The sequence below is a fragment of the Phytoactinopolyspora limicola genome (assembly GCF_011320225.1).
Lineage (GTDB): Bacteria > Actinomycetota > Actinomycetes > Jiangellales > Jiangellaceae > Phytoactinopolyspora > Phytoactinopolyspora limicola.
Genome location: NZ_JAAOEN010000001.1, coordinates 541,675 through 561,232, shown reverse-complemented (window position 1 = coordinate 561,232; position 19,558 = coordinate 541,675). Strand labels below are relative to the sequence as shown.

Annotated in this window: 22 protein-coding genes, 1 tRNA gene and 3 pseudogenes; 10 read left to right on the top strand and 16 right to left on the bottom strand. The window is 63.5% G+C overall.

Annotated features, from left to right (window positions below):
- Positions 1-366 precede the first annotated feature (366 nt).
- Positions 367-1,107, top strand: coding sequence for a hypothetical protein (locus tag G8760_RS02740; RefSeq protein WP_166346269.1), 741 nt, complete (start codon positions 367-369; stop codon positions 1,105-1,107).
- Here the strand turns inward: G8760_RS02740 and G8760_RS02735 are convergent.
- The 5 genes from G8760_RS02735 to G8760_RS02715 all read right to left on the bottom strand — a co-directional run bounded on the left by G8760_RS02735 (position 1,104) and on the right by G8760_RS02715 (position 7,730).
- Complete coding sequence (locus G8760_RS02735) at positions 1,104-3,272, bottom strand: MMPL family transporter (RefSeq protein WP_207781949.1); 2,169 nt, start codon at positions 3,270-3,272, stop codon at positions 1,104-1,106. The genes G8760_RS02740 and G8760_RS02735 overlap by 4 nt on opposite strands.
- 299 nt (positions 3,273-3,571) lie before the next feature.
- Positions 3,572-4,312 (bottom strand): maleylpyruvate isomerase family mycothiol-dependent enzyme, encoded by a 741-nt coding sequence (locus tag G8760_RS02730; RefSeq protein ID WP_166346266.1) that lies wholly within the window; start codon positions 4,310-4,312, stop codon positions 3,572-3,574.
- Between the two features lie 154 nt (positions 4,313-4,466).
- A complete protein-coding gene (locus G8760_RS02725) occupies positions 4,467-5,369 on the bottom strand; it encodes an SMP-30/gluconolactonase/LRE family protein (RefSeq protein ID WP_166346263.1) in 903 nt (300 codons plus the stop codon).
- Positions 5,370-6,069: 700 nt separating this feature from the next.
- Entirely contained in the window at positions 6,070-7,110 is a 1,041-nt protein-coding gene (locus tag G8760_RS02720) for a glycoside hydrolase family 113 protein (RefSeq protein WP_166346260.1), read from the bottom strand.
- The gene (locus G8760_RS02715; RefSeq protein ID WP_207781948.1) at positions 7,110-7,730 is read right to left on the bottom strand and encodes a TetR/AcrR family transcriptional regulator; all 621 of its coding nucleotides are present in this window, start codon (positions 7,728-7,730) and stop codon (positions 7,110-7,112) included. The genes G8760_RS02720 and G8760_RS02715 overlap by 1 nt, the downstream gene beginning before the upstream one ends.
- A gap of 531 nt (positions 7,731-8,261) precedes the next feature.
- Here G8760_RS02715 and G8760_RS31065 point away from each other — a divergent pair.
- A pseudogene (locus tag G8760_RS31065) lies at positions 8,262-8,414 on the top strand (type IV toxin-antitoxin system AbiEi family antitoxin domain-containing protein); the annotation flags it as partial.
- Between the two features lie 72 nt (positions 8,415-8,486).
- Here G8760_RS31065 and G8760_RS30155 read toward each other — a convergent pair.
- On the bottom strand, positions 8,487-8,825 hold the full coding sequence (locus G8760_RS30155) for a hypothetical protein (RefSeq protein WP_246222404.1): 339 nt from the start codon (positions 8,823-8,825) through the stop codon (positions 8,487-8,489).
- A 143-nt stretch (positions 8,826-8,968) separates the two neighbouring features.
- On the opposite strand from G8760_RS30155, the gene G8760_RS02705 reads away from it, so the two are divergent.
- The gene (locus G8760_RS02705) at positions 8,969-9,862 is read left to right on the top strand and encodes a nucleotidyl transferase AbiEii/AbiGii toxin family protein (protein WP_166346251.1); all 894 of its coding nucleotides are present in this window, start codon (positions 8,969-8,971) and stop codon (positions 9,860-9,862) included.
- 830 nt (positions 9,863-10,692) lie between these two features.
- Here G8760_RS02705 and G8760_RS02700 read toward each other — a convergent pair.
- From G8760_RS02700 to G8760_RS31060, 5 genes and pseudogenes are all read right to left on the bottom strand, one after another.
- The gene (locus G8760_RS02700; protein ID WP_207781947.1) at positions 10,693-11,589 is read right to left on the bottom strand and encodes a nucleotidyl transferase AbiEii/AbiGii toxin family protein; all 897 of its coding nucleotides are present in this window, start codon (positions 11,587-11,589) and stop codon (positions 10,693-10,695) included.
- The gene (locus G8760_RS02695) at positions 11,586-12,164 is read right to left on the bottom strand and encodes a hypothetical protein (protein ID WP_166347914.1); all 579 of its coding nucleotides are present in this window, start codon (positions 12,162-12,164) and stop codon (positions 11,586-11,588) included. Before G8760_RS02695 ends, G8760_RS02700 begins: the two co-directional genes overlap by 4 nt.
- A gap of 311 nt (positions 12,165-12,475) precedes the next feature.
- Positions 12,476-12,739: pseudogene (locus G8760_RS02690) on the bottom strand (helix-turn-helix domain-containing protein); the annotation flags it as partial.
- 40 nt (positions 12,740-12,779) lie between these two features.
- Positions 12,780-13,193 (bottom strand): DUF433 domain-containing protein, encoded by a 414-nt coding sequence (locus G8760_RS02685; protein ID WP_166346245.1) that lies wholly within the window; start codon positions 13,191-13,193, stop codon positions 12,780-12,782.
- Positions 13,194-13,223: 30 nt separating this feature from the next.
- On the bottom strand, positions 13,224-13,400 hold the full coding sequence (locus tag G8760_RS31060) for a hypothetical protein (RefSeq protein WP_425502260.1): 177 nt from the start codon (positions 13,398-13,400) through the stop codon (positions 13,224-13,226).
- A gap of 80 nt (positions 13,401-13,480) precedes the next feature.
- Between G8760_RS31060 and G8760_RS02680 the strand changes: the two genes are divergently transcribed.
- The 3 genes and pseudogenes from G8760_RS02680 to G8760_RS02670 form a co-directional block, all read left to right on the top strand.
- Positions 13,481-13,903: a CopG family transcriptional regulator gene (locus G8760_RS02680; RefSeq protein WP_166346242.1), complete on the top strand. Its 423-nt coding sequence runs from the start codon at positions 13,481-13,483 to the stop codon at positions 13,901-13,903.
- Positions 13,904-13,973: 70 nt separating this feature from the next.
- Positions 13,974-14,345, top strand: a complete 372-nt coding sequence (locus G8760_RS02675) for a DUF5615 family PIN-like protein (protein WP_166346239.1) — start codon at positions 13,974-13,976, stop codon at positions 14,343-14,345.
- A 38-nt stretch (positions 14,346-14,383) separates the two neighbouring features.
- Positions 14,384-15,103, top strand: a pseudogene (locus G8760_RS02670) (tyrosine-type recombinase/integrase); the annotation flags it as partial.
- Between the two features lie 76 nt (positions 15,104-15,179).
- Here the strand turns inward: G8760_RS02670 and G8760_RS02665 are convergent.
- The 4 genes from G8760_RS02665 to G8760_RS02650 all read right to left on the bottom strand — a co-directional run bounded on the left by G8760_RS02665 (position 15,180) and on the right by G8760_RS02650 (position 16,797).
- A tRNA-Ala gene (locus tag G8760_RS02665) sits at positions 15,180-15,255 on the bottom strand.
- Between the two features lie 183 nt (positions 15,256-15,438).
- A complete protein-coding gene (locus G8760_RS02660; protein ID WP_166346233.1) occupies positions 15,439-16,188 on the bottom strand; it encodes a MerR family transcriptional regulator in 750 nt (249 codons plus the stop codon).
- 116 nt (positions 16,189-16,304) lie between these two features.
- Positions 16,305-16,445 carry a DLW-39 family protein gene (locus G8760_RS02655; RefSeq protein ID WP_166346230.1) on the bottom strand — a complete coding sequence of 47 codons (141 nt, stop codon included), beginning with the start codon at positions 16,443-16,445 and terminating at the stop codon, positions 16,305-16,307.
- Positions 16,446-16,557: 112 nt separating this feature from the next.
- On the bottom strand, positions 16,558-16,797 hold the full coding sequence (locus G8760_RS02650) for a helix-turn-helix domain-containing protein (RefSeq protein WP_166346227.1): 240 nt from the start codon (positions 16,795-16,797) through the stop codon (positions 16,558-16,560).
- Positions 16,798-16,953: 156 nt separating this feature from the next.
- Between G8760_RS02650 and G8760_RS02645 the strand changes: the two genes are divergently transcribed.
- From G8760_RS02645 to G8760_RS02635, 3 genes are read left to right on the top strand one after another with little or no spacing between them, the layout of a single operon-like run.
- Complete coding sequence (locus tag G8760_RS02645; RefSeq protein WP_166346224.1) at positions 16,954-17,286, top strand: ArsR/SmtB family transcription factor; 333 nt, start codon at positions 16,954-16,956, stop codon at positions 17,284-17,286.
- Positions 17,270-17,809: an SRPBCC family protein gene (locus G8760_RS02640; protein WP_166346221.1), complete on the top strand. Its 540-nt coding sequence runs from the start codon at positions 17,270-17,272 to the stop codon at positions 17,807-17,809. Before G8760_RS02645 ends, G8760_RS02640 begins: the two co-directional genes overlap by 17 nt.
- 26 nt (positions 17,810-17,835) lie before the next feature.
- Complete coding sequence (locus G8760_RS02635) at positions 17,836-18,141, top strand: thiamine-binding protein (RefSeq protein ID WP_166346218.1); 306 nt, start codon at positions 17,836-17,838, stop codon at positions 18,139-18,141.
- Here G8760_RS02635 and G8760_RS02630 read toward each other — a convergent pair.
- Positions 18,132-18,626 (bottom strand): YbaK/EbsC family protein, encoded by a 495-nt coding sequence (locus G8760_RS02630; RefSeq protein WP_207781944.1) that lies wholly within the window; start codon positions 18,624-18,626, stop codon positions 18,132-18,134. The two genes, G8760_RS02635 and G8760_RS02630, sit on opposite strands and share 10 nt — an antisense overlap.
- Positions 18,627-18,756: 130 nt before the next feature.
- On the opposite strand from G8760_RS02630, the gene G8760_RS02625 reads away from it, so the two are divergent.
- Positions 18,757-19,533, top strand: coding sequence for an AIM24 family protein (locus G8760_RS02625; protein ID WP_166346215.1), 777 nt, complete (start codon positions 18,757-18,759; stop codon positions 19,531-19,533).
- Positions 19,534-19,558: the final 25 nt, after the last annotated feature.

Sequence of the window (19,558 nt, the reverse complement as noted above, 5' to 3'; positions counted from 1 at the left end):
CGACCAATTCTCGCCACGGATCGCGTCAAGGCTGAGCGCGCTCCCGCAGTCGGCTACCGCCTGATTGGACGCGGTGGAGGAACAGCTCTCACCCGCCGCGCGCCGAACCCGTGCAACGGGCTCTCAGCGTTCCGATGGCGGTTCGGCCGTAGCGATCTGGACCTGCGCCTCAACACCTATCGCGGCCCGCCGTCCGATCCGGCCGCCGCACTCAACTCCTGAGAGACGATGCCCGTTTGCGCGGAGCCAGGGTGACTGTCAGGAAGACGGTGGATCTTGGTCTTGCTGCCCCGAACTCACCATGCCGTACTGGAACCGAACGACCGGTCGGTGCGTCACAAAGGAACAGGAACAAGGGAGGCCGACGTGAACGTACGGACCGGTGTACTCGCCATTGCCCTCATCGGCATGATCACCATGGGAGCTTGTGCGAACGACGCCGCCCCAGCCGGACAGGATGAAGCCATCCCAGCCGAACAGAGTAGTGCAGAGCTAGCCGAGCAGAGTGAAGCAGCATCGATGGACCCTCAAGCCGCACAAGCGTCGCAGCCCGAATCGGCCGAGGAGTTCACCTATTTGCTGAGCGGCGGGGCACAGGTCGACTACGAGCCGCTGGCGTCCCCCGCCGAAGCGCTCGAGTTCGCTGACGTGATTGTCACCGGGACGATCACCGACGTGATACCGGACGGCAGCGACCGGGTTCAGATCGAAATAGCCGTCGACGACGTTCTCTATGGCAGCCAGCCGGACGGCGGCGTCCTCTACGTCACCCACGGATTCGAGGGCTGGGTGGCGGGCACCGGCGGAACAACCAAGGTCACGGTCAAGGATCTGGCCGAATCCGGCATCGGGCTGGATGTCGTAGCAGTCGCGGAAGATGTCACCGAGGTCGCGGCCGGAACGGAGAGTCCCGCCGGGCATCGTGTGTTCACGGTGGCCATCGACGGCTTCTGGCTGGAGGGCAGTGGCGACCACCATATGTCCGGCGTGTACGTGCAGGCAGACGACCTCAGCGGTGAGCGCTGGGGCCAGGTCACCACCATCGAGCAGTTCACCGGCGCGATCCGGGACGAGGTTGCGGCCTCTTCAAGTAGCCCGACGCCCTAGCCTCCGACGACCCGCAGCCGGTTCAGCCGGTTGAGTGGACGCGGCAGCCACCAGTTGCGCTCGCCCAGCAGCCGCATCGCCGCGGGCAGGACGATGGCACGGACGATCGTCGCGTCGATCAGAATGGCCGCAGCCATACCAACGCCCATCTGCTTGAACTCGATCATCGACAGCGTCGTGAAGATCGAGAATACGGCGACCATAACGAACGCGGCGCTCGACACCACTCCGGCAGAGGCGGTGATACCGTGCTCGATCGCCTGTCGGGTCGGCATCCCCAGCGCGCGTCCCTCACGGATCCGGCTCACCACGAAGATGTGGTAGTCCATCGACAGCCCGAACAGGATCACGAACAGGAACAACGGCACCCAGGTGACGATCGCTCCCGTCGAAGTGAAGCCGAGCAGCCCTTCGGCCCAGGTGTTCTGGAACACCAGCACCAGCAGTCCGTAGGCGGCTCCGACCGACAGCAGGTTCAGCCCAGCGGCGGTTAGTGCGATGGTTAGCGACCGGAAGGCCAGGATGAGCACCACCACGCTGAGCAGAAGGACGAAGCCGATGACGTAGGGCAGTCGTTCGCCGAGTTGGCCACGGAAGTCGGCATCCCAGGCGATCGGCCCAGTGACGCCAGCGGCGATGCCGGCGAACGAGGCGACAGTCTCGTCGACCAGGGCACGCAGCGTCTCCAGCGACTCCGCTTCCTGGGCATCGTCCAACCCGCCGGCCACCGGGACCGGGAGTTGCGCCACGTTTCCCTCCGTGGCCACCTCGAGGACAGACGCCTCGGCGTCGGCGAACAACGAGTCCGCCGACGTGGATCGGGTTAGCTCGGAGACAGCCGATTCGACCGAGGCGACGTCGAGCGCCGAGCCATCCTCTGTCCATATCGCGACGGTGTGAACCGTACCTTCCCGCGGGTAGGCCTCCGAGAGCCGGTTCAACGTGTCCACCTCGACGATCGATCCCGGCAAGTCCTCCAAATCGGGCTCCCCAAGCGTCATCGACACCGCAGGGGCGGCCAGCGCGCCAAGCCCGACGACGCCGATGGTGAACGCGGCCGCCGGGCGACGAAGCACCGGCCGCAAGACGGCGGGCCAGAACCTGGCGCCACCCTCGCGCCGCGTCAGTCTCCACAACACCGGGATCCGCGGACGATCCACCCACCGGCCGAGCAATGACAGCAGAGCAGGCAGCACCGTCAGCGACCCGACGACCGCGACCCCGATCACCAGAATGGTTCCGATGGCGAACGAGTCGAAGACGGCGAGCCCCGCCAAGAACATGCCGGCCATCGCCACCACCGTCGTCAACCCGGAGATCACGACCGCACGCCCGGACGTCGCCGCGGCGACCTCGATGGCTCGGCCCACGGCATCTCCGTTGTTGCGCTGCTCACGCGCGCGGCGGATGTAGAACAGCGAGTAGTCGACACCGACGGCCATCCCGATCAGCAGGACAACCGACGCCAGGAGCTCCGAGGTCGGAACGAGGTACGAGGCAAACGTCGACAGACCAAGGGCAGCACCGACCGACGAGAACGCCAGCAGGACGGGAACGCCGGCCGCGATGAGCGCGCCGAACACGACCGCCAGGATGGCTAGCGTCACCGGAAGCGACAACATCTCGGCCAACCGGAAGTCGTCCGCGACCACCTGGTCGATGGCGGAGCTCAACGAGGCGTTGCCGACCTGACCGATCCACAGCTCCGGGTACTCGGACGCGACCGGCTCGACGGCCTCCTGGAGGTCGGCGGCGACCTGGGCAAGAACCCGGTGTTCCGCGTCACCGTTGCCGTCGGGTTCGACCAGCGACACCTGCACTAGTAGCGAGCTTCCGTCGGCGGACGGGGCAGGCTCAACAACCGATGCCACTCCCGGCACAGCGGCGGCTGCGGCCGAGAGTGCCTGCGCCGCCTCAGAGGCCGATGCGGAGTCGAGGGTCCCACCGTCCGCGGCCTGGATCAAGATCGACTCGTTCGGTACGTCGCCGAAATCCGCGTCGGCCATCGCGGTGTCGGCCGCACCGGACGCACCGACGGTCATCGTGCTCTCGTCCAGGTCATTGCCGCTGACCGCAGCACCGCCGACCACAGCGGCGACCACGAAGGCGATCCACAGCAGCAGCGCGGTCCAGCGATGACGGGCGCTCCACGTGGCAACAGCCACAATGGGTCCTCGCCGTACAGGCGGGCTCGACAACCTTTCGCGGTCGAGCTCGATAGCGGTCGGTGCGGACATCGTCGCCCCCGGCTTCCGGATCGTGAAATGCACTGGCACTTCGAGAGTTCCAGACAGCACGCACGCCCCATATCGGGGAACAGCCTGCAAAGTCTCAGGGGCACCCCTGGGTCTCCCCCGGGACACGATCATCTTCACCACATCGCGACAGACCCAAAGACCCGACTCCAGCTACCACCAACGCCCGTCCTACCACCAATGCCCGTCGAAGCCGGCCTGGTGATTGCTCACAGGGTTGCCAGGCGCATCCGCGCGTCCAGATGTGCCACGGCAGTAGGGTCTCCATCGGAGGCAAGTGTCCGGTCTGGGCCGCGGCCCCACAGCCAGAGGTAGAGGGCTTCGGCGTCACCGGTCACGGTCGCGTCGACCGGCTCGTCGGATGATCGGTCGACGTGGACAACGACGGCCATCGGTTCCATCACCGCGCGCCAGGCCACGTCACCGCACCGAACGCGGACAATGGCCGGCGGCAGATCGCGGTACGGTTCGTCGCTCCAGTCCTCGGCCAGCATCAGGCGCAGGACTTCGTCGGCACCGTCGAGGGCGAGTGCGGCGTCGACCGGGGTGACGTCATCGTGGGCGAGTTCAGCATCGATTCGATGGATGGCGCTCTCATGCGCCATCCGACGGCCCCAGAAGCCGACGGTGCGTTCGTCCCACCACCATGTCTCGGCGAATTCGAGAGGATCGCGGCTGGTGAGTTCAGTGAGCAGATCCTCGGTAGCGCGTGCGAAGTAGTCGAGGGCCGGCTCGTCGTCGCGCTCCGGGGGCCACGGCTCCGGGAATGCCTTCTCCTGCATACAGGCGATCTTGTGCCGGTAGACCTCAGCCGTGTGTTCGACGAGGTCGCGCACCGTCCAGCCGGGGCACGAGGGGACGTCGACCTCCAGACCCCGCTGTGCCACCGCGGCGATCCGGGCGGCCTCTGAACGGACGTGCTCGACGTAGCTGTCGTGGCTCAATCTCATGGTGGCGATCGTGTCACCGGTGTTGACAGACCGCACCCAAGTTTCCGGACCGGTGATGTCGCCGCGCGATGACACACCTCCGGCTCGACACGGTGCACCATCGGCGAGCCGAAGGCGATCATCAGCGTCCACCTGCGGATTGCCTCCCTGCGGATCATCTGGTTGCCCCCGGCCGCGCGCCAGCAAAAGTGACCCGGATCGAGTAGAGATCCCCGGCGGAGTTGGTGATGAACAGGTTGTTGCGCTTGGCGGCGCCGAAGGTGAGATTCGAAGCCGCTTCCGGCAGTCTCAGCTTTCCGATGAGGGTGCCGTCCGGGTCGTAGCAGTGCAGACCGTCCAGCGCCGCCGCCCAAATGCGCCCGAGGTGGTCCAGCCGGATCCCATCGAACCAGGCCTCGGCGAACACGTCACCACCGGATAGTTCGCCGTCGTCGCTCACCTCGAAGACCCGCATATGCCGCCGACGGGTGTCGACGATGTACAGCTGGCTCTCGTCGGCTGAGAAGGCCAAGCCGTTGGGGCGAACGAAGTCGTCAGCGACGATCTCGACCTGACCGGTAGCCGGATCGATCCGGTAGACATGGTCGGCGCCGATCTCGCTCTCGGCCTCGGTTCCTTCGTAGTACCCGGTGATGCCATACCGGGGATCGGTGAACCAGATCGACCCGTCGGAGCGGACTACGATGTCGTTCGGGCTGTTCAGCCGCTTTCCGTCGTATCGGTCTGCCAGTACGGTGACCGAGCCGTCGTGTTCGGTACGGGTTACCCGTCGGGCGCCCTGCTCACACGTCAGCAGCCGGCCCTGCCGATCGATGGTATTGCCGTTCGCGTTTCCCGACGGCTCCCGGAAAACACCGATGTTTCCCGTCGTCTCATCCCAGCGCAACAGCCGATCATTCGGAATGTCGCTCCACACGAGGTAGCGGCCCGCTGGGAAATATACGGGGCCTTCGGTCTTTCGACTGCCGGAATGAAGGATCTCGACGTATTCATCTCCTCCGTAGGAAGCGAAACGGTCATCCAGGCTCTCGAAATGGGCCTTGAATCTTTCGGTCATTCGATGCTCCGACTGTTACGTGCTGCCCGATATGTATGCATCAACATCGGTGATCTTGACGCCACACACTAGCGGGCGAACCCACCTCGTGAGCACTCGCCCCACGGCCGATCTCATCCGCGCCGCCTGCGCAGAGCTGCCGCGCTCCCGTATGGCGCCGGTCCGTCACGTAGATGTCTGCGTCAGCGCTCTTTCAGGCCCAGCCGGAGATCGAGCACCGACATGACCGTGACGTGGCATCTCTGGTGGCGGGTATGACTCAAGCGCTCCTTCTGAACTATGAACGCATCTTGATTGACTGGGATCGAATCCCTCGAATTTCGAGAACGCAGATAGGTGCCTCTTATTGGTTCCCCATGCGGAGCATTAGATCTATGCCCGTATCAGGTTCTTCTCTCGTAGGCTGCCCAATCGGCACCTCCATTCTCCCTCACCGGGACCCGTGCCCTCGACCTGCACGAGGCGTGGCAGCTCCGAGGTTGGACATGACGAGACCTGGACTGGTCGACGAGCGGCGTTACATGCTTCGTAGGGGCTTCCGTCTACCTGTTGAAGAGCGTGCGCACGACTGCCTGCGCATACGATCGGTCCGAGTTCTCGCCGTCTGCAAGTGCTCCCGTTAGGCCAGATGGTGAAAGCAGTTCCAGATACACGTAGTGCAGGCCGATAAGCCACAGCAGGCGCCGTTGTACCACCCGTTTCATTCCGAAGGTGGAGTGTCGCTGGCCTCCGCGGCTTGGGCGTAGCGTGTGGCGACGGTGTCGAACGCCTTCTTCGGCTGCCACCGATAAGGTTGCGCTGCCGTGCGGGGTAGTACTTTGACCAGTCCATACCCAGCCATATCCAGGTCATAGCGAGCGTCAGCTGAATGCGGATAGCTGGGCTCGATGAACTCGAAGACAAAGGCACCATGCACGCCCTCGGCCTCATAGATATCGAGCAACTCGGCGAGCTGGTCCGCCTGGACCTGTTCGTCTCGGACGTGTCCGCCGGTGATATGTGGGACTGGGGAATCGTGATCGATGATCTCGTGGCCGGAGGGCCCCTTTTCCTCGGCTCCGCGGTAGCTGCCGCAGCCGAACTCAGTTATGACGATCGGCTTGCCGTGCCGGTGATGTTTGCGGAGGTTCGTGGCGTAGGTGGCGTGGTTGTATGGGAGGCGGTAGTAGTCGAGCCCGACCATGTCGAACCGCTCCCAATTCACTCTCTCCCACATCCCGGCGCTGTAAGTGATTGCTCCGTCGAAACCAGCTCGTGCGACCTTGGCTGCGGAGGCGAGCAGTGTGTTGAGTTTGCGGTTGTACCAGGGCATCAGTGGCCAGTGCCGCGGAGAGGCAAGCTTGGCGCTGCGCTGCTCGTAGTCGGCACCTGGAATGATGCCTTCGGCGAAGATACTCAGCTCACATCCGACGTTGAGCGTCACGTTGTGGTACCGGCACCGTAGTTCTTCGGCTACCCGGGTTGCTTTCGCGATGTGATCAAGGGTCTGCTGCGCGTTTGCGTCGACGAGCCTCGGCTGCAGCCACACATTGAGCCCGTCTTCCAACGCCATGGTGGCCGCTTCGGCGAGGCGGTCGAGATCGGTCCCGTAGAGGCCGACAGCATTGCAGTGCAGGTCTTCGCGGATGGCACGCAGTTCCTGGCTGACCAGGTCGGGTTCCCACACCTCCCGTGACAGCGTGTCGCCGTGATCGTTATTGGTGCCAGTGTCGTAGGCGACACCTCGATAGTTCAGGTTCATCATGACTCTTTCTGCGGCTTTCGGGTGGCCAGGTCGAACAGGGTCGTCAGCTCGGTGGCGTAGGCGCCCAGGTCGAGCGATGGTTCTGTCACCCACCGACCCAGGGCCCCGTCGAGGGCTCGGTTGACGGTCACGGCGAGGACCTGTGGATCGAAATTTCGGAACTCCCCGGCGCGCTGACCGCGCCTGAGGATGTCTGTCAGTACCCCGAGGCCTAAACCCTCGGCTCCCTGGGATCCTTCGGCGTCAGGGGTGAAGCGCAGCGAACCATCCGCCGTTCGGTGGTTGGCGACGATGTCTGCCACCGCGAGCAGACGAGCGCGATGCTCTCGCATGTAGTCGAGTTCAGCGGTGATGTAGGCGCCAAGCTGGCCGGCCGCTGTGGTCTCGGCTTCTACCCGGGGTTCCATGAAGGCCCAGGTGTCGGCGTAGATCTGCAGAACGACCTGTTCCAACAGGTCGTCCTTACCAGGGAAATGGTACGAGATCACGCTCTTGCTGGTCTGGGCCCGCTCAGCGATTCGCGCCAACGTGGTGCCCGGGTAACCGACCTCCGCCACGGTGTCGATGGCGGCCTCGATGATCTGTTCGCGACGGGCTGCCTGAATGATCGGATTCACTTTTCGACCAGGCGGCCTAACAGTAGGCTGCATGGCCTAATGTTGCGTAGAATGAGCCGAGGGAGGCAAAGCAGCTGCTCATCGCGATCGTGACCTGGATCGAGCGGACCTACCACCACCGCCGACGCCAACCCCGCCCGGCCGTTTGACCCCATCGAGTTCGACACCATCATTTACCCGCCAGCTGACCCGGCAGCATGACTAGGAACTGTCACCTATCCGTGCAGCAGATCCCAAGCCGAAAGTCCAGGCGCTATTGCGGCTACTAGAGACTTCGCGTCGGGCCGGTGTCAGGCCAGACTCGGTCCAGGCGTTCGGCGGCTCGATCTCGTTGCGGCTGCACACCTGAGCTGCTCGTGTGGCTCTCTTTCGGTCAGCGCCCCCACCGAAAGCTGTGCCGGGGTGTGGCTGAAGAGGGTCGACAACTAACCACGTTGCACTACTGCAATATATAGCGGAATCGCGCGAGAACGCATGGATGCAGAGGATTTCGACTGCGAAATGTAGCGGATTCGCTATAGAGTGAAGGACATGTCTAGCTCGGCTTCGTGGCCTACGGTGTTGTCCATTGCGGAAGAGCAGTGGGGTCTGGTGACCAAGCGGCAAGTCGAGAACGCCGGCGTTGCGTGGTCAACGCTTGTTCGGCAGGTCCGCTCGGGCTCTGTTGAGCGCGTGGCTCACAGCGTGTACCGAATACGTGGTGCTGGTGAACCTGAGCACTCTGAGCTTCGGGCCGCATGGCTGCAGCTCAGCCCTTCAACCCCAGCATGGGAACGTACTCGGGAGCAAGGCGTCGTATCTCATCGTTCTGCGGCTGCACTCTACGGTCTCGGCCTTCTCCCGGCCGATGTCCATGAGTTCACGCTCCCTGTCCGTAGACAGACTCGTCGCGACGACGTACGGCTTCATCGCCGGGTGCTCTCTGACAGCGATTGGCAGAATGTAGGCGGACTTCCGGTCACGCGGCCACATCGGATCGCGGCTGACCTTCTCTCGGAGAAAGAGGATCCCGGAGCTGTCGGCGAGCTTGTCGCCGATGCTCTCCGTGCGGGTTACGACTATCCCGGCGTTATCGCCCGCACGGTTGCTCCGCATGCGGCTGCGCATGGTCTGCGCCGCGGTGACGGCGTTGGTCTATTTCGTTGGCTCCTTGACCTCACCGCAGACCCAGAACGCGAGACGTGGCTGGAACAAGCCGTTTCCGATGCCACTAACGGCAGCGTAGGTGGTGTCACCACGTGACCAGCGATGAGCAGCGCTACAAAACTCCTGAAGCGGCCCGGCGCGCGGTTACTGACAAGCTCAAGGTCGAGGCGGCCGCAAGCTCGTGGCGACTGGGTGACCTTCTGCGTCAGTATGCCTATGATCAACTCGTTGAGCGGCTTTATCGTGTCGACGATGCTTGGGTGATCAAAGGCGCAACTGCCTTGCTCGCTCGGAGGCTCTCCGTTCGCCACACTGTCGACATCGACGTCTACCGTGCGGGAGCGATCACCGACGTCGAGCGTCAGGTCCGTGAGGCCGCTGCGGCCGACATCGGCGATTGGATGCGCTTTGAGGTTGGCGCCGGCTTGAAGATCACGGCCAATGGGGCTCAGGGGGCCCGGGTCAAGGTCCAGTCGTTCATCGGCGCGAAGCTATGGGCTGCGTTCCAGATCGACATCGTTGCCGACGGCGTTGTGATGACCGGCGCACCGGAACCGGTGCCGCCCTTGACCGATGCCCATATCGTCGACCGTAAGAAAGCAATGTGGATGGCCTACCCTCTGGTGGATCACATTGCTGACAAGGTGTGCGCGATCCTTGAGCGACACAATGGCAGGCCGTCGACCCGATACAAGGATCTCGTTGACCTCGTCGCAATCACTCGCCGCGCGACCGTGGAAGCTGATCTCCAGCGACGGGCTCTGGTGAACGAAGCTGCCCGGCGAGACCTCCCGCTGCCAGCTACGTTCCACGTTCCCGACGATGCGCTCTGGAAACGCGGCTATAGCGCCGAGGCTCGCCGAACAATCGGTTTCGACGCAGTCGATCTTGAGACAGCGCTGATCGCAGTCCAGCCCTTCCTTGACCCACTACTCGCCGACACCGCCACAGGCTCTTGGGACCCGCACGCCCAAGGCTGGGAGTAGTAACACCGCCCGTCGGCCGTTTTGATCACGCACGAGAGGACGTTCGGCCCCAAGGCGTAGTCACCGACGATCGGGCCATCTTGATGGCTGCCATGCCGCATGCCTTGGACGAGGCAGCGAGGCGAGTCCGGCCCGTATGGGCAAACGAGGCCCGGGCATGCAAACGGTCACGGCCAAATCGGCCATGAATTGCGATGATGCTGGCGGTCCTGACGGGACTTGAACCCCGCGGCCTCCGCCTTGACAGGGCGATCGTTGTGCCTGCTCTGGGCACGTTCAAGCGACGGATGTCCTTCAACTAAGGACAATCGTCCCTCTCTGGAGGACACAACAAATCCATAGTCGTGCTGACAGACCATGAGGGACGCTCAACGCCCGCCACGACCTCGCTCCAACGATTCGCTGCTACCTCGGACGTGGACTCTTCGAGGAAGGACGAGAGCACCAGGCCACCTTCATCGACGGCAAATGGCAGGACGAGGTAATCATGGGCATCCTTGACCACGACTTCGCAGCCGACCCCCAAGTTGGGGAAAGGTAATCACCTTGCGGACCATTTGCGGACTGATCTTGCTATGTCGGCCAGGCCAACGAGATCAGATATCGATCTGACCTGCACTCTTATGGGTGGAGACGAGGGGACTCGAACCCCTAACCCCTGCCTTGCAAATGCGATCAAGAGGACTTCTGACCTGCCCTGATGTAGATCAACATCACTCTGGTCAGGTTATTCAACTACCTTCGCAGATAGCCAACGGTGGCTGGTTTTGAGCCCCTTGCGGACTATCTGCGGACTAAATGATCTTCATCTCTTTGGCTCGGATGGTGAGCTACTTCCACTGTCTGCTGCCTGGTTCCCAGGTGCGCTCGCCGGCCTCGCGAGCGAGCGCAGGATCGGCGAAGGTGATGACGGCGTCGAGGACGGTGTCGAACGTGGCCGGCAGGTGGTCATGACCGTGACGTCGCCGCCATGCCGCCCACTTGTTCTGGGCGATGTCGGCGTATCCGTCGAGCGCGTCCCGCAGGAGTCCCAACTCTGCGCGCCGGTACTGCGCGACCTCGTTGAGCGCATTCTGCAAATCCGCCCCGTTGACTGGGTGGTGGTTCGACAACGTCCACAGGTCAGCGAAGTCGCGCCAGCGGGTGTTCACCGTTCCTCGCTGAACGGCAGTCACGATCTTCTCCGCGTGGACCATGTGCAGCGGGTAGCCAGTCACTTCAATGGGATCGCCACCTCGAAGTCTCGGGACGGAGACCACCGTGGGTTCCGGCCAGATCGGGTCTCCCACATTCACGTCCACATGGAACCGCGGCTTGGCCCGTGCCAATCGGGCTTCAATGCTAATGCGGACGCCGGGGTAGGCATCCTCTTCACGGATGATTTCCGCCGTAGCCGTGTCAGGGACGAATTCGATGCCGTCGTCCTCTGCTGTGGCCACGGCAAGCACGTCGCGCACCAAGACGAGGATGGTGTCGGCGTCGTTACGGAGATCCTGCCCGGCAAGGTCGACATCGCGGGTGGGGCGGCGATTACCGAACGCTGCGAGCAGCACACCACCTTTGAGGACGAACTTGTCCCGGACCGGGCTCACGGCGAGTCGAGCGAGGAAACCTTCCAGGACGTACAGCTGGATCAGCTCGTCGGTTGGGCGCCCCGATGCCCGCGCTTGCCGCTGTAGATCCAGGTACGCAGCCCCGCCAGGGCTATCTCGCGAGACAGGGCTCACAGCAGGATCTCCAATGTCTGACGTAGCGGCGTCTTTGCTCGTGGGAAGGCGTTGGCTGTGCGCAGCAGCGTGGAGGGCTGCCCGCCCTTGCGTAGCCACCGCTTCAGGGCTTCATTCGCCAGATCTGCGCCTTCAAGATGGCGCATCCGGAAGGCGTCGATGATGCTGCGCTCAGCCGAGTAGAGGCCGATACTGCGGTCAGCGTCGATCGTGAGAGCCTCTCGGCCGATCTCGAACGTCGCCGAGTCGAAATGGTGCCACCGGACGGCGATAGTGATCTCCGGTGTCCATGCCCCACGGGGAATGGCAATGTCGACGGCGGCGGGGATGTCGTCGATCAGGTCATGCCGAGCCAGCGCCGAGCGCAGGCAGATCGTCGCACGGGACGACCTGGCCGCGATCTCGATCAGATCCTCGTCACCATGCCAGTCACGCTTGCGATACAAGCCACGTGCGAGCCCAATGACATGTCCAGCACCGATGAGATTCCGGAGCTGACGCTCACCAATCCGCCGCTTGCCCTCCGAATAACGGAACGTCTCCGGCAGCTCAGACAGCAACGCGGCAGCATTCATACTCACGCCACCACCTCCGTCGGAAAACCTCAACAGCAATGCCTCTAGTGTAGAGGATTAACGACGGCCCGCCGAGCCCTTGCATGACGAGGGGTTGATTTTCCCCATCAGATGCAGCCACAACTTCCCTGGGCGCCCGAGTCGACGGCCTTCGCCTTGGCAATTCGATCTTAGTGGCTACCGGGAGTCGCCAATTCGGTTCTGACCTGCATGTTCACCGTTGGGCAGCGATGACAGCCTACGACCGTCGCGGGGCAGACAAAGGTGAGCGCGGCTAGGGACGTTGGCGTCGTAGACGACTACGAAAGCCATCAGGTCAAACCCATCTCCTGCGTGAGGGCGGCTAGCTCGTCGGCGGCGTTCCGGCGTTTCGCGTCGTCGCGGCGCATGTAGTCCAACAGAGACGAGGCTTTGATGCGACGGTGGGTGCCGACGGTGCGGTACTCGATTTCATCCTGGTCAAGTAGTCCGATCAGGAACGGTCGCGAGACGTTCAAAAGCGACGCCGCCTGCTGTGTGGTCAGCTCGGCGTGGGCGGGAACCAGCGTCACCCCCTGCCCGGCAGCCATGTTCGCCGGGATGGCAACAGCTCCAAGGCTGGAGTCGATGTAAAACCTAAGCGGCGCGTCTGAGGTGGACTCGGACGAGCTCATCGACGATCCGCTCATCGACCCCGAACTCCTCCGAGACGACAGAGATCGGTTCGCCAGCCTCGAACAAGTCGACAATGTCCTCGACCCGTACGCCCGAACTGTCCTCGATGGGTTGACCGAAACCGAACCGCGGATCGATGATCACATCGGCCCGCTGATAGCCCGTCAGTTTGATGCGCTCCGGGTAGCCGTCGGCGGCGAACTTGATCGGCTCGATACCCAATTCGATGACGCCCCGAATGCCGCCCTGCCTGACCCGCGCGCGCCTCCATTCGTCCCCCTCCGCCACCTTGACCAGGACATCGACGCCATCAGTCGCAATCGCCTCGCTGGCGAGGATGTACTCATCACCGAGGTCTCGGCGAAGCGAGGTCACCGCCTCGACGATGGCAGGCAGCCTAACGCCCTAAGCGCGCAATGCGCGCAACAACAGGGCCTCGCCCAGTGCAACGAATGGGATCGCCGCGCCGTGACGCACCTCCGGCTCGACACGGTGCACCAGGGGAGCTTCAAGGGCAGTCTTCAGCGTCCAGCTACGGATTGTCTCCCGAGGAATCCCTAGGTGCATGGCCGCCTCGGACACAGTGAACAGTGGAGTCGTGAACCTCGTGTCATCCACGCACACCTAGCAATGTTCGGGCGCTGGTTGCTACATTGTAGTGTATGACGTCGCCAACGAATGTGCGGTTTCCTGACCAGGTCGATCGCAACCTGGCCGACTATGCGCGCCGGTCTGGCACTAAGAAGTCGAGCGTGGTAGTCGGTGCGGTGCGTGAATGGCTGCGAATGGAGGCACATCCGGGGATCGTGTTCGTGACCACCGTCACTGGTGAGCGACGCGCCGCGCTGGCTGTGGGGCCTCAGGTGTGGACGGTGGCCGAGTCGTGGCTACAGCACGACAAAGACGAGCGTTCGCCCGCGGTGGTGGCGGATGCACTCGGGTTGTCGATACCCGATGTCGAGGCTGCGTTGGCGTACTGGGCGGATTTCCGCGGCGAGATCGATGAGTTGATCGAGCGGGAACACGCAAGTCAGGACGAAGCATTATCGGCCTGGGAGCGTCGACGTGCGCTCGACTCGGCATGACATCACGAATTAGAGCAAACGGGAGGTCGCTGGCGCTTGGGCCGGACCAAGACAAGAAAGATCCGGAGAGATGAGCCTGCGATTCCTGCTTGACGAGCACTATCCGCCTTGGTTGGCCGACGACCTGCATGCTGACGGCATCGACGCCGTCGCGCTGATCGCACATCGGCCGCAACTCCGCGGCTTAGACGATCGGCAGGTCCTGGAAGCAGCCGTGGCTGAGGGCCGGATTGTTGTGACTGAGGACGTCAACACATTCAGCGCCGCGATAGCCGTGATACCGGGACACGTCGGAGTCGTGTATTGCCACCATGTCCGTTTCCCGCGTACCCGTCCGGGCTTGAACAGGCTGCGCAAAGCTCTCGTCGCGTTGGCAGGCAATCCGCCAGAAGGTCTGGGCGAACACCCGCTTGTCTGGTGGCTCGGAGATCCGGACGGCTGAATCTTCCGGCTTGCCTGGTCGGCCTTGGCCGTGCATAGGCGTACCGGCTGTTGCGGGCGATGATGAACACCGCCGTCGAAGACGGGTTGATCCGTCGCAATCCGTGCCGAATCAAGGGTGCCGGTGACGACCGAAGCCCTGAGCGCCCTACCCTCACAGTCGCCGAGATCGCGGCCGTGCTCGCCAAGATTGACCGCCGACACCGGGTCCTGGTCCTGCTGGCGGCGTTTACCACGCTCCGGCTGGGAGAGTTGGCCGCGCTCCGGCGCCGGGATCTAGACCTCGATCACGGATGGATCACCGTTCGGCGTGGCCAGGTCGAACTGAAGACCGGCGAACTGGTGGTCAAGGGGCCGAAGTCGGACGCGGGAAAGCGCCGCGTCGCGGTGCCGTCTGACCTGCTTCCGGCGCTGCGGTCGCACGTGTCGGCTTTCGCTCAGCCCGGACCCGATGGGCGCGTGTTCGCCGGACCTCAAGGCGGCTACATCAGGCGGCAGAACTTCCGCCGCATCTGGATCAAGGCGTGCAAGGCGGCCGGGATCAGCGGCGTTCACTTCCACGACCTCCGGCACACCGGAAACACATTGGCCGCTGCCAGCGGGGCGAACCTGCGGGAGTTGATGGAGCGCATGGGCCACTCCAGCACTCGCGCCGCCGTGATCTACCTGCACGCGGCCAACGACCGTGACCGCGTGATCGCCGACGCCATGAACACCCACATCGCCACAACGATCACACCGGACGGAGAACAGTCATGACGCACCACCCGACGCGCCTCTGGCACGTGAATGGCACGCGGGCCGACATCGCGGCCGAGATTCTCTCTACACGTGCTGGTGGAGACGAGGGGACTCGAACCCCTAACCCCTGCCTTGCAAAGGCAGTGCTCTGCCAGTTGAGCTACGCCCCCTGGGGTGGTTCAGCTCGAGCATAAGCAGGCGAACCGCGACCAAGAGTAGCGCGTCCTGCGGCTCAACGCCGAATCGTGACACTTCTGGCCGCGTTTTGCACTCACTCCCGCCCGCCGATGCCCGCGTGGACCTGGTGAGATCTGCAGCTCTCACCAGGATCCGAGTCCGCCACAAGCCAAGTACTAGCTCAGGCGGGTCTCGGCGTACACCTTCATCGCGTCACGCAGGTACGCCGCCAAACCGGTACGCACGGACTCGTAGTTCTGAGCGAATCGCTCATCGTCGACGTACATCTGTCCTAAACCGGTGTACGACTCGCGGTCTGGGGTCCAGAACAGGGTCATGCCGTTGTAGTGGCGGTCGATGATGTCCTGAACCCGCTGGTCAGTGACAGCGACGCCGTCGTCCATCAGCTGAGCCAACTCTTGGTTCTGCGAGTTGAACTCGGCTTTGGCGTCCTGCCACTGCTGGGGAGTCCACTCCGCAACGACGGCGTTGCCGCGGTCGACGGCCTCGTCACCCCACCGTTGCCGCGCCTCGGCTTCGTACTCATTGTGGCTGAAGCCTTGGTAGATCTCGCTCGGGTTCATCGTCCCTCCTTCCTCGAAGGTGGCGATGGTGTCCTCCACGGTTTTGACCAGCTGACCGAGTCGTCGTCGTTCCCGCAGCAACCAGGTGCGGTGCTGGCGCAAGACCTCCACTGCACTGTGGTGATCTTGCGCGGCCAGAACATCCCCGATGGCGTCGAGGCCCAGGCCCAGGTCGCGCAGCAACAGGATTCGCTGCAACCGGAACAGTTGCTCCTGTTCGTAATGACGACGGCCGCCAGGTGCGGTCCAAGCCGGCGGAAGCAAGCCGATCGCGTCGTAGTGCCGCAGCGTCCGGGAGGTAACTCCAGACAGCTGGGCTACTTCGTTGATCGACCAGCTCACGCCATTTTCTCCGTGTTGTTCACCGGGCCGGTATCTCCGACCCACCCTGAACGGTAGGAGATGACGCTACGTCAACTTCAAGTCGCTTTTTGCCCCAACCGAGCCCGGCTGTGAACTCAGCGCTCCTGCGGTGGAGGAACGGGGTCTGTGGCCTCAGCCCAGAGGTCGCGTTCATCCTGCCCGGACTGATACTTGCGGTAGCCGAGGTACCCGGCGATAGCGACAAATGCGGTAAAAAGAATCTTCTTCTTGGACACGGGTGTTCCGCCCCTCCAAGGGTAGTTGGTTAGTCCTGAAGCGAGGCTAACTCACCCGAGATCATCCCGCCCACCGGTTCGTAACCTCCCGTTGCCGCCATGAGCCACTCGGTCAGGTGCTGCTGCCCTCACTCACGTCTTCACGCAGCGGATTCTGCTTAACCCATTCGGCCGTGCTCTGGTGCGCCGTCTCGATGTACTGCGCCAGGCGATCAGGGTGGACGCGCCACTGACCTCGACCACCCATTTTCATCGCGGGCAGTTCGCCACTGCGCACCAAGGCGTAGACCTGAGCGGAGGACGTGTTCAGCAGCTCGGCTACGTCGGCGAGTGTCAGCAGTTTCTGCTCCATGACGTTAGCTTAGGCGCTACATGCCCGGACGGCTCATAGGTGTGACGCCCTCGACCGGCACGAGTGCCCAAGCGTCCCAATCGCACCATGAAGCAGATGGACACGACGCCATTATGTAACTTGTCTTCTACGTAACTCGCATGTTACAAACCAGGCATGGAAGTCACCGTCTTCGAGGCGCTTGCTGATCCGGTCCGGCGCCGCCTGTTAGAACTCGTCGCAGAACGAGAACGCCCGGCCGGCGAACTGGCGGCACAGTTCGGAGTCAGTCGCCCGGCCATCTCACGTCATCTACGAGTACTGCACGAAGCGGGACTCGTGAGCTGGCGCAGCCGCGCCCAACAACGGATCTATCGCCTCGAACCAGGACCTCTGGACGAGGCTGGCGCATGGATTGAACGCACCCGTAACAACTGGGCCAACCGCCTCGACGCACTCGAACGACACCTCGACGACGTATGGAAGGACTCCGATGACGAAGAACTCTGACAGCCAGGCCGACCAGGCACCGGCCCTCGACGACCGTCGGGGCACGCTCGGGCTGGGACCCGACGGTGAATGGCAGATCCGCTTCGAGCGACGCCTCGCCCACTCGCCCGAGCGGGTGTGGGCAGCACTCACCGAACCTGGCCAGCAAGCCCGCTGGTTGCCCGGAGTGACCATTGAACCGGAGGTGGGCGGATCGGCAGTCTTCGACTTCGGTGACGAAGGACGAGCCGCGGGAGAAGTGACGGAGGTAGAGCCGCGTCGTCACCTCGTGCACACCTGGATCTGGCCGGGCGAACCCGTCTCCACCGTCAGGTGGGAGATCTTCTCCGACGGCGACGGAACCGTGCTCACGCTGCTGCAGCGCCCGTTGCGGCCGGAGCCGGCCGTCAGCTTCTGCACTGGGTGGCATGCCATGCTCGACAGCCTCGATGTCCACCTCGACGGCGGGAACCCATCAGACCTGGAGCCCGACTATGGCCTGCTCTTCGACATCTACAGCAAGGTCGCCACGGAGAGCTCCTAAGTCGCAACCCGTGGCACCATGGCGACATGCTTGTTGCGTTCTCCGTTGCTCCCACCGGCGCCGGTGAGTCGGTATCCGAGGCGGTCGCCGACGCCGTTGAAGTGGTCCGCGAATCCGGCCTGCCGAACAGCACCGACGCAATGTTCACCACCATCGAAGGGGAGTGGGACGAGTGTTTTGACGTCGTCCGCCGAGCCTGCGAAGCAGCTGGCCGGCATGGCGGGCGCGTCAGCCTCGTCCTGAAGGCCGACATCCGCCCGGGACACGTTGGAGAGCTGACGGGCAAGGTAGACCGGCTGGAAGCGCGGCTACAGCAGCGCAATCAGGGCTGAACGTCGACAACCGTCCCGCCGGTGATCGCCAGCAACTCGTCGAACGTCGTCGGGAACACGGTGTACGGGTGCCCAGCGGCTGCCCAGACTTCGTCGTACCTGGCCAGCCATCTGTCCACGAAGGTGCGAACCGGTTGACCATGCCCGACGGGTGCGACACCGCCGATCGGCTGACCGGTGTGCTCGCGCACGAACTCCGCGTCCGCACGTCCCACCCGCGAACCCGCAGCCGCACTGAGCAACTTGGTGTCGGCCCGGTGCGCCCCGCTGGTGAGGACAAGCAACGGCGCCCCGTCGCACGTGAAGATCAGCGAGTTCGCGATCGCGCCGACGTCACACCCAAGCTGCTGCGCAGCCGCCGCAGCCGTAGGTGCTGACTCTGGGAGAACGACAATGTCGCGTTCGACCCCAGCGGCCTGAAGAGCGCTGCGCACGCGCTGGACGTTGGGGTGAGCCCCGATGCCTTCGGTTGCCGCTTCAGTCACGGCAGACGAGCTTACGACAGCGCACCAACGGCCCGCACTCTTATTAGGCCCCGCGCACCGGACCTCATGCCGACCTGGTTCAGCGGTTCAAGGGGCTACACAACATGGTCATGCTTGTTAACGTAGCGGCATGTCGCTTCAGAGGCTGGAGGGCGGCTGCGACCGCATGTTCCACGCGGCATCACACGTTCTTGGTGTCCGCGTTGCCCCTGAACGGCCGATGCGCATCCGGCGCAACCGGATACTTGCGGAACGCGGAACCATCACCTACCGCCACGAAGGTGACGACCTCGACGACGAGCTTCGCCAGCTGGTCGAGCGCAAAGGGCTGCGCCGGGCGGCCCGTGACAAGAAGTTCCGAGACATGGCCGCGAAACGCGTGGACGTTGATGTTGCCGGCGGCATTGTGCTGACCGGGAATCTCAAGGCGCACCGCGGCTCCGGAGACGGGGAGGTCTGGCTCGGCTATCAGGGTGGCGACGTGTCGATATTGGAGATTGTCGACGACTCGGTCGTGGTCCTATCTCAGCAGGAAGTACTGGCATTCGACGACGACCTATCGGTCACCCTTGAGGAAACCATCCCACTCCAGCTAGCAGCCGTACGTGACACCACGTTCGCATGGGTCGTGCGTGGCACTGGTCTGATCGCGACCGCAACGCCCGGTCAGACGGTAGTTCTCAAGGTCACCGAAGATGCTCCATTAAGGGTCGAAGCAGAAGCGGTACTTGCCTTCACCGCCGGAGTCGAGTTCGCCGCACCCGCCGACTACAACCGCCGCGCGACGTTGCGGGGAGTCAAGTGGCTCCTCCAGTTCATTCCTCGGGTGAACATCAAACCCGGCCGCGAACGTGTCTGGATGACGGCCAGTGGTGAGGGCACGGTCGTCATCCGCTCAAGTGACTGACGAGCACGGAGCCCGTGGTCGGGGA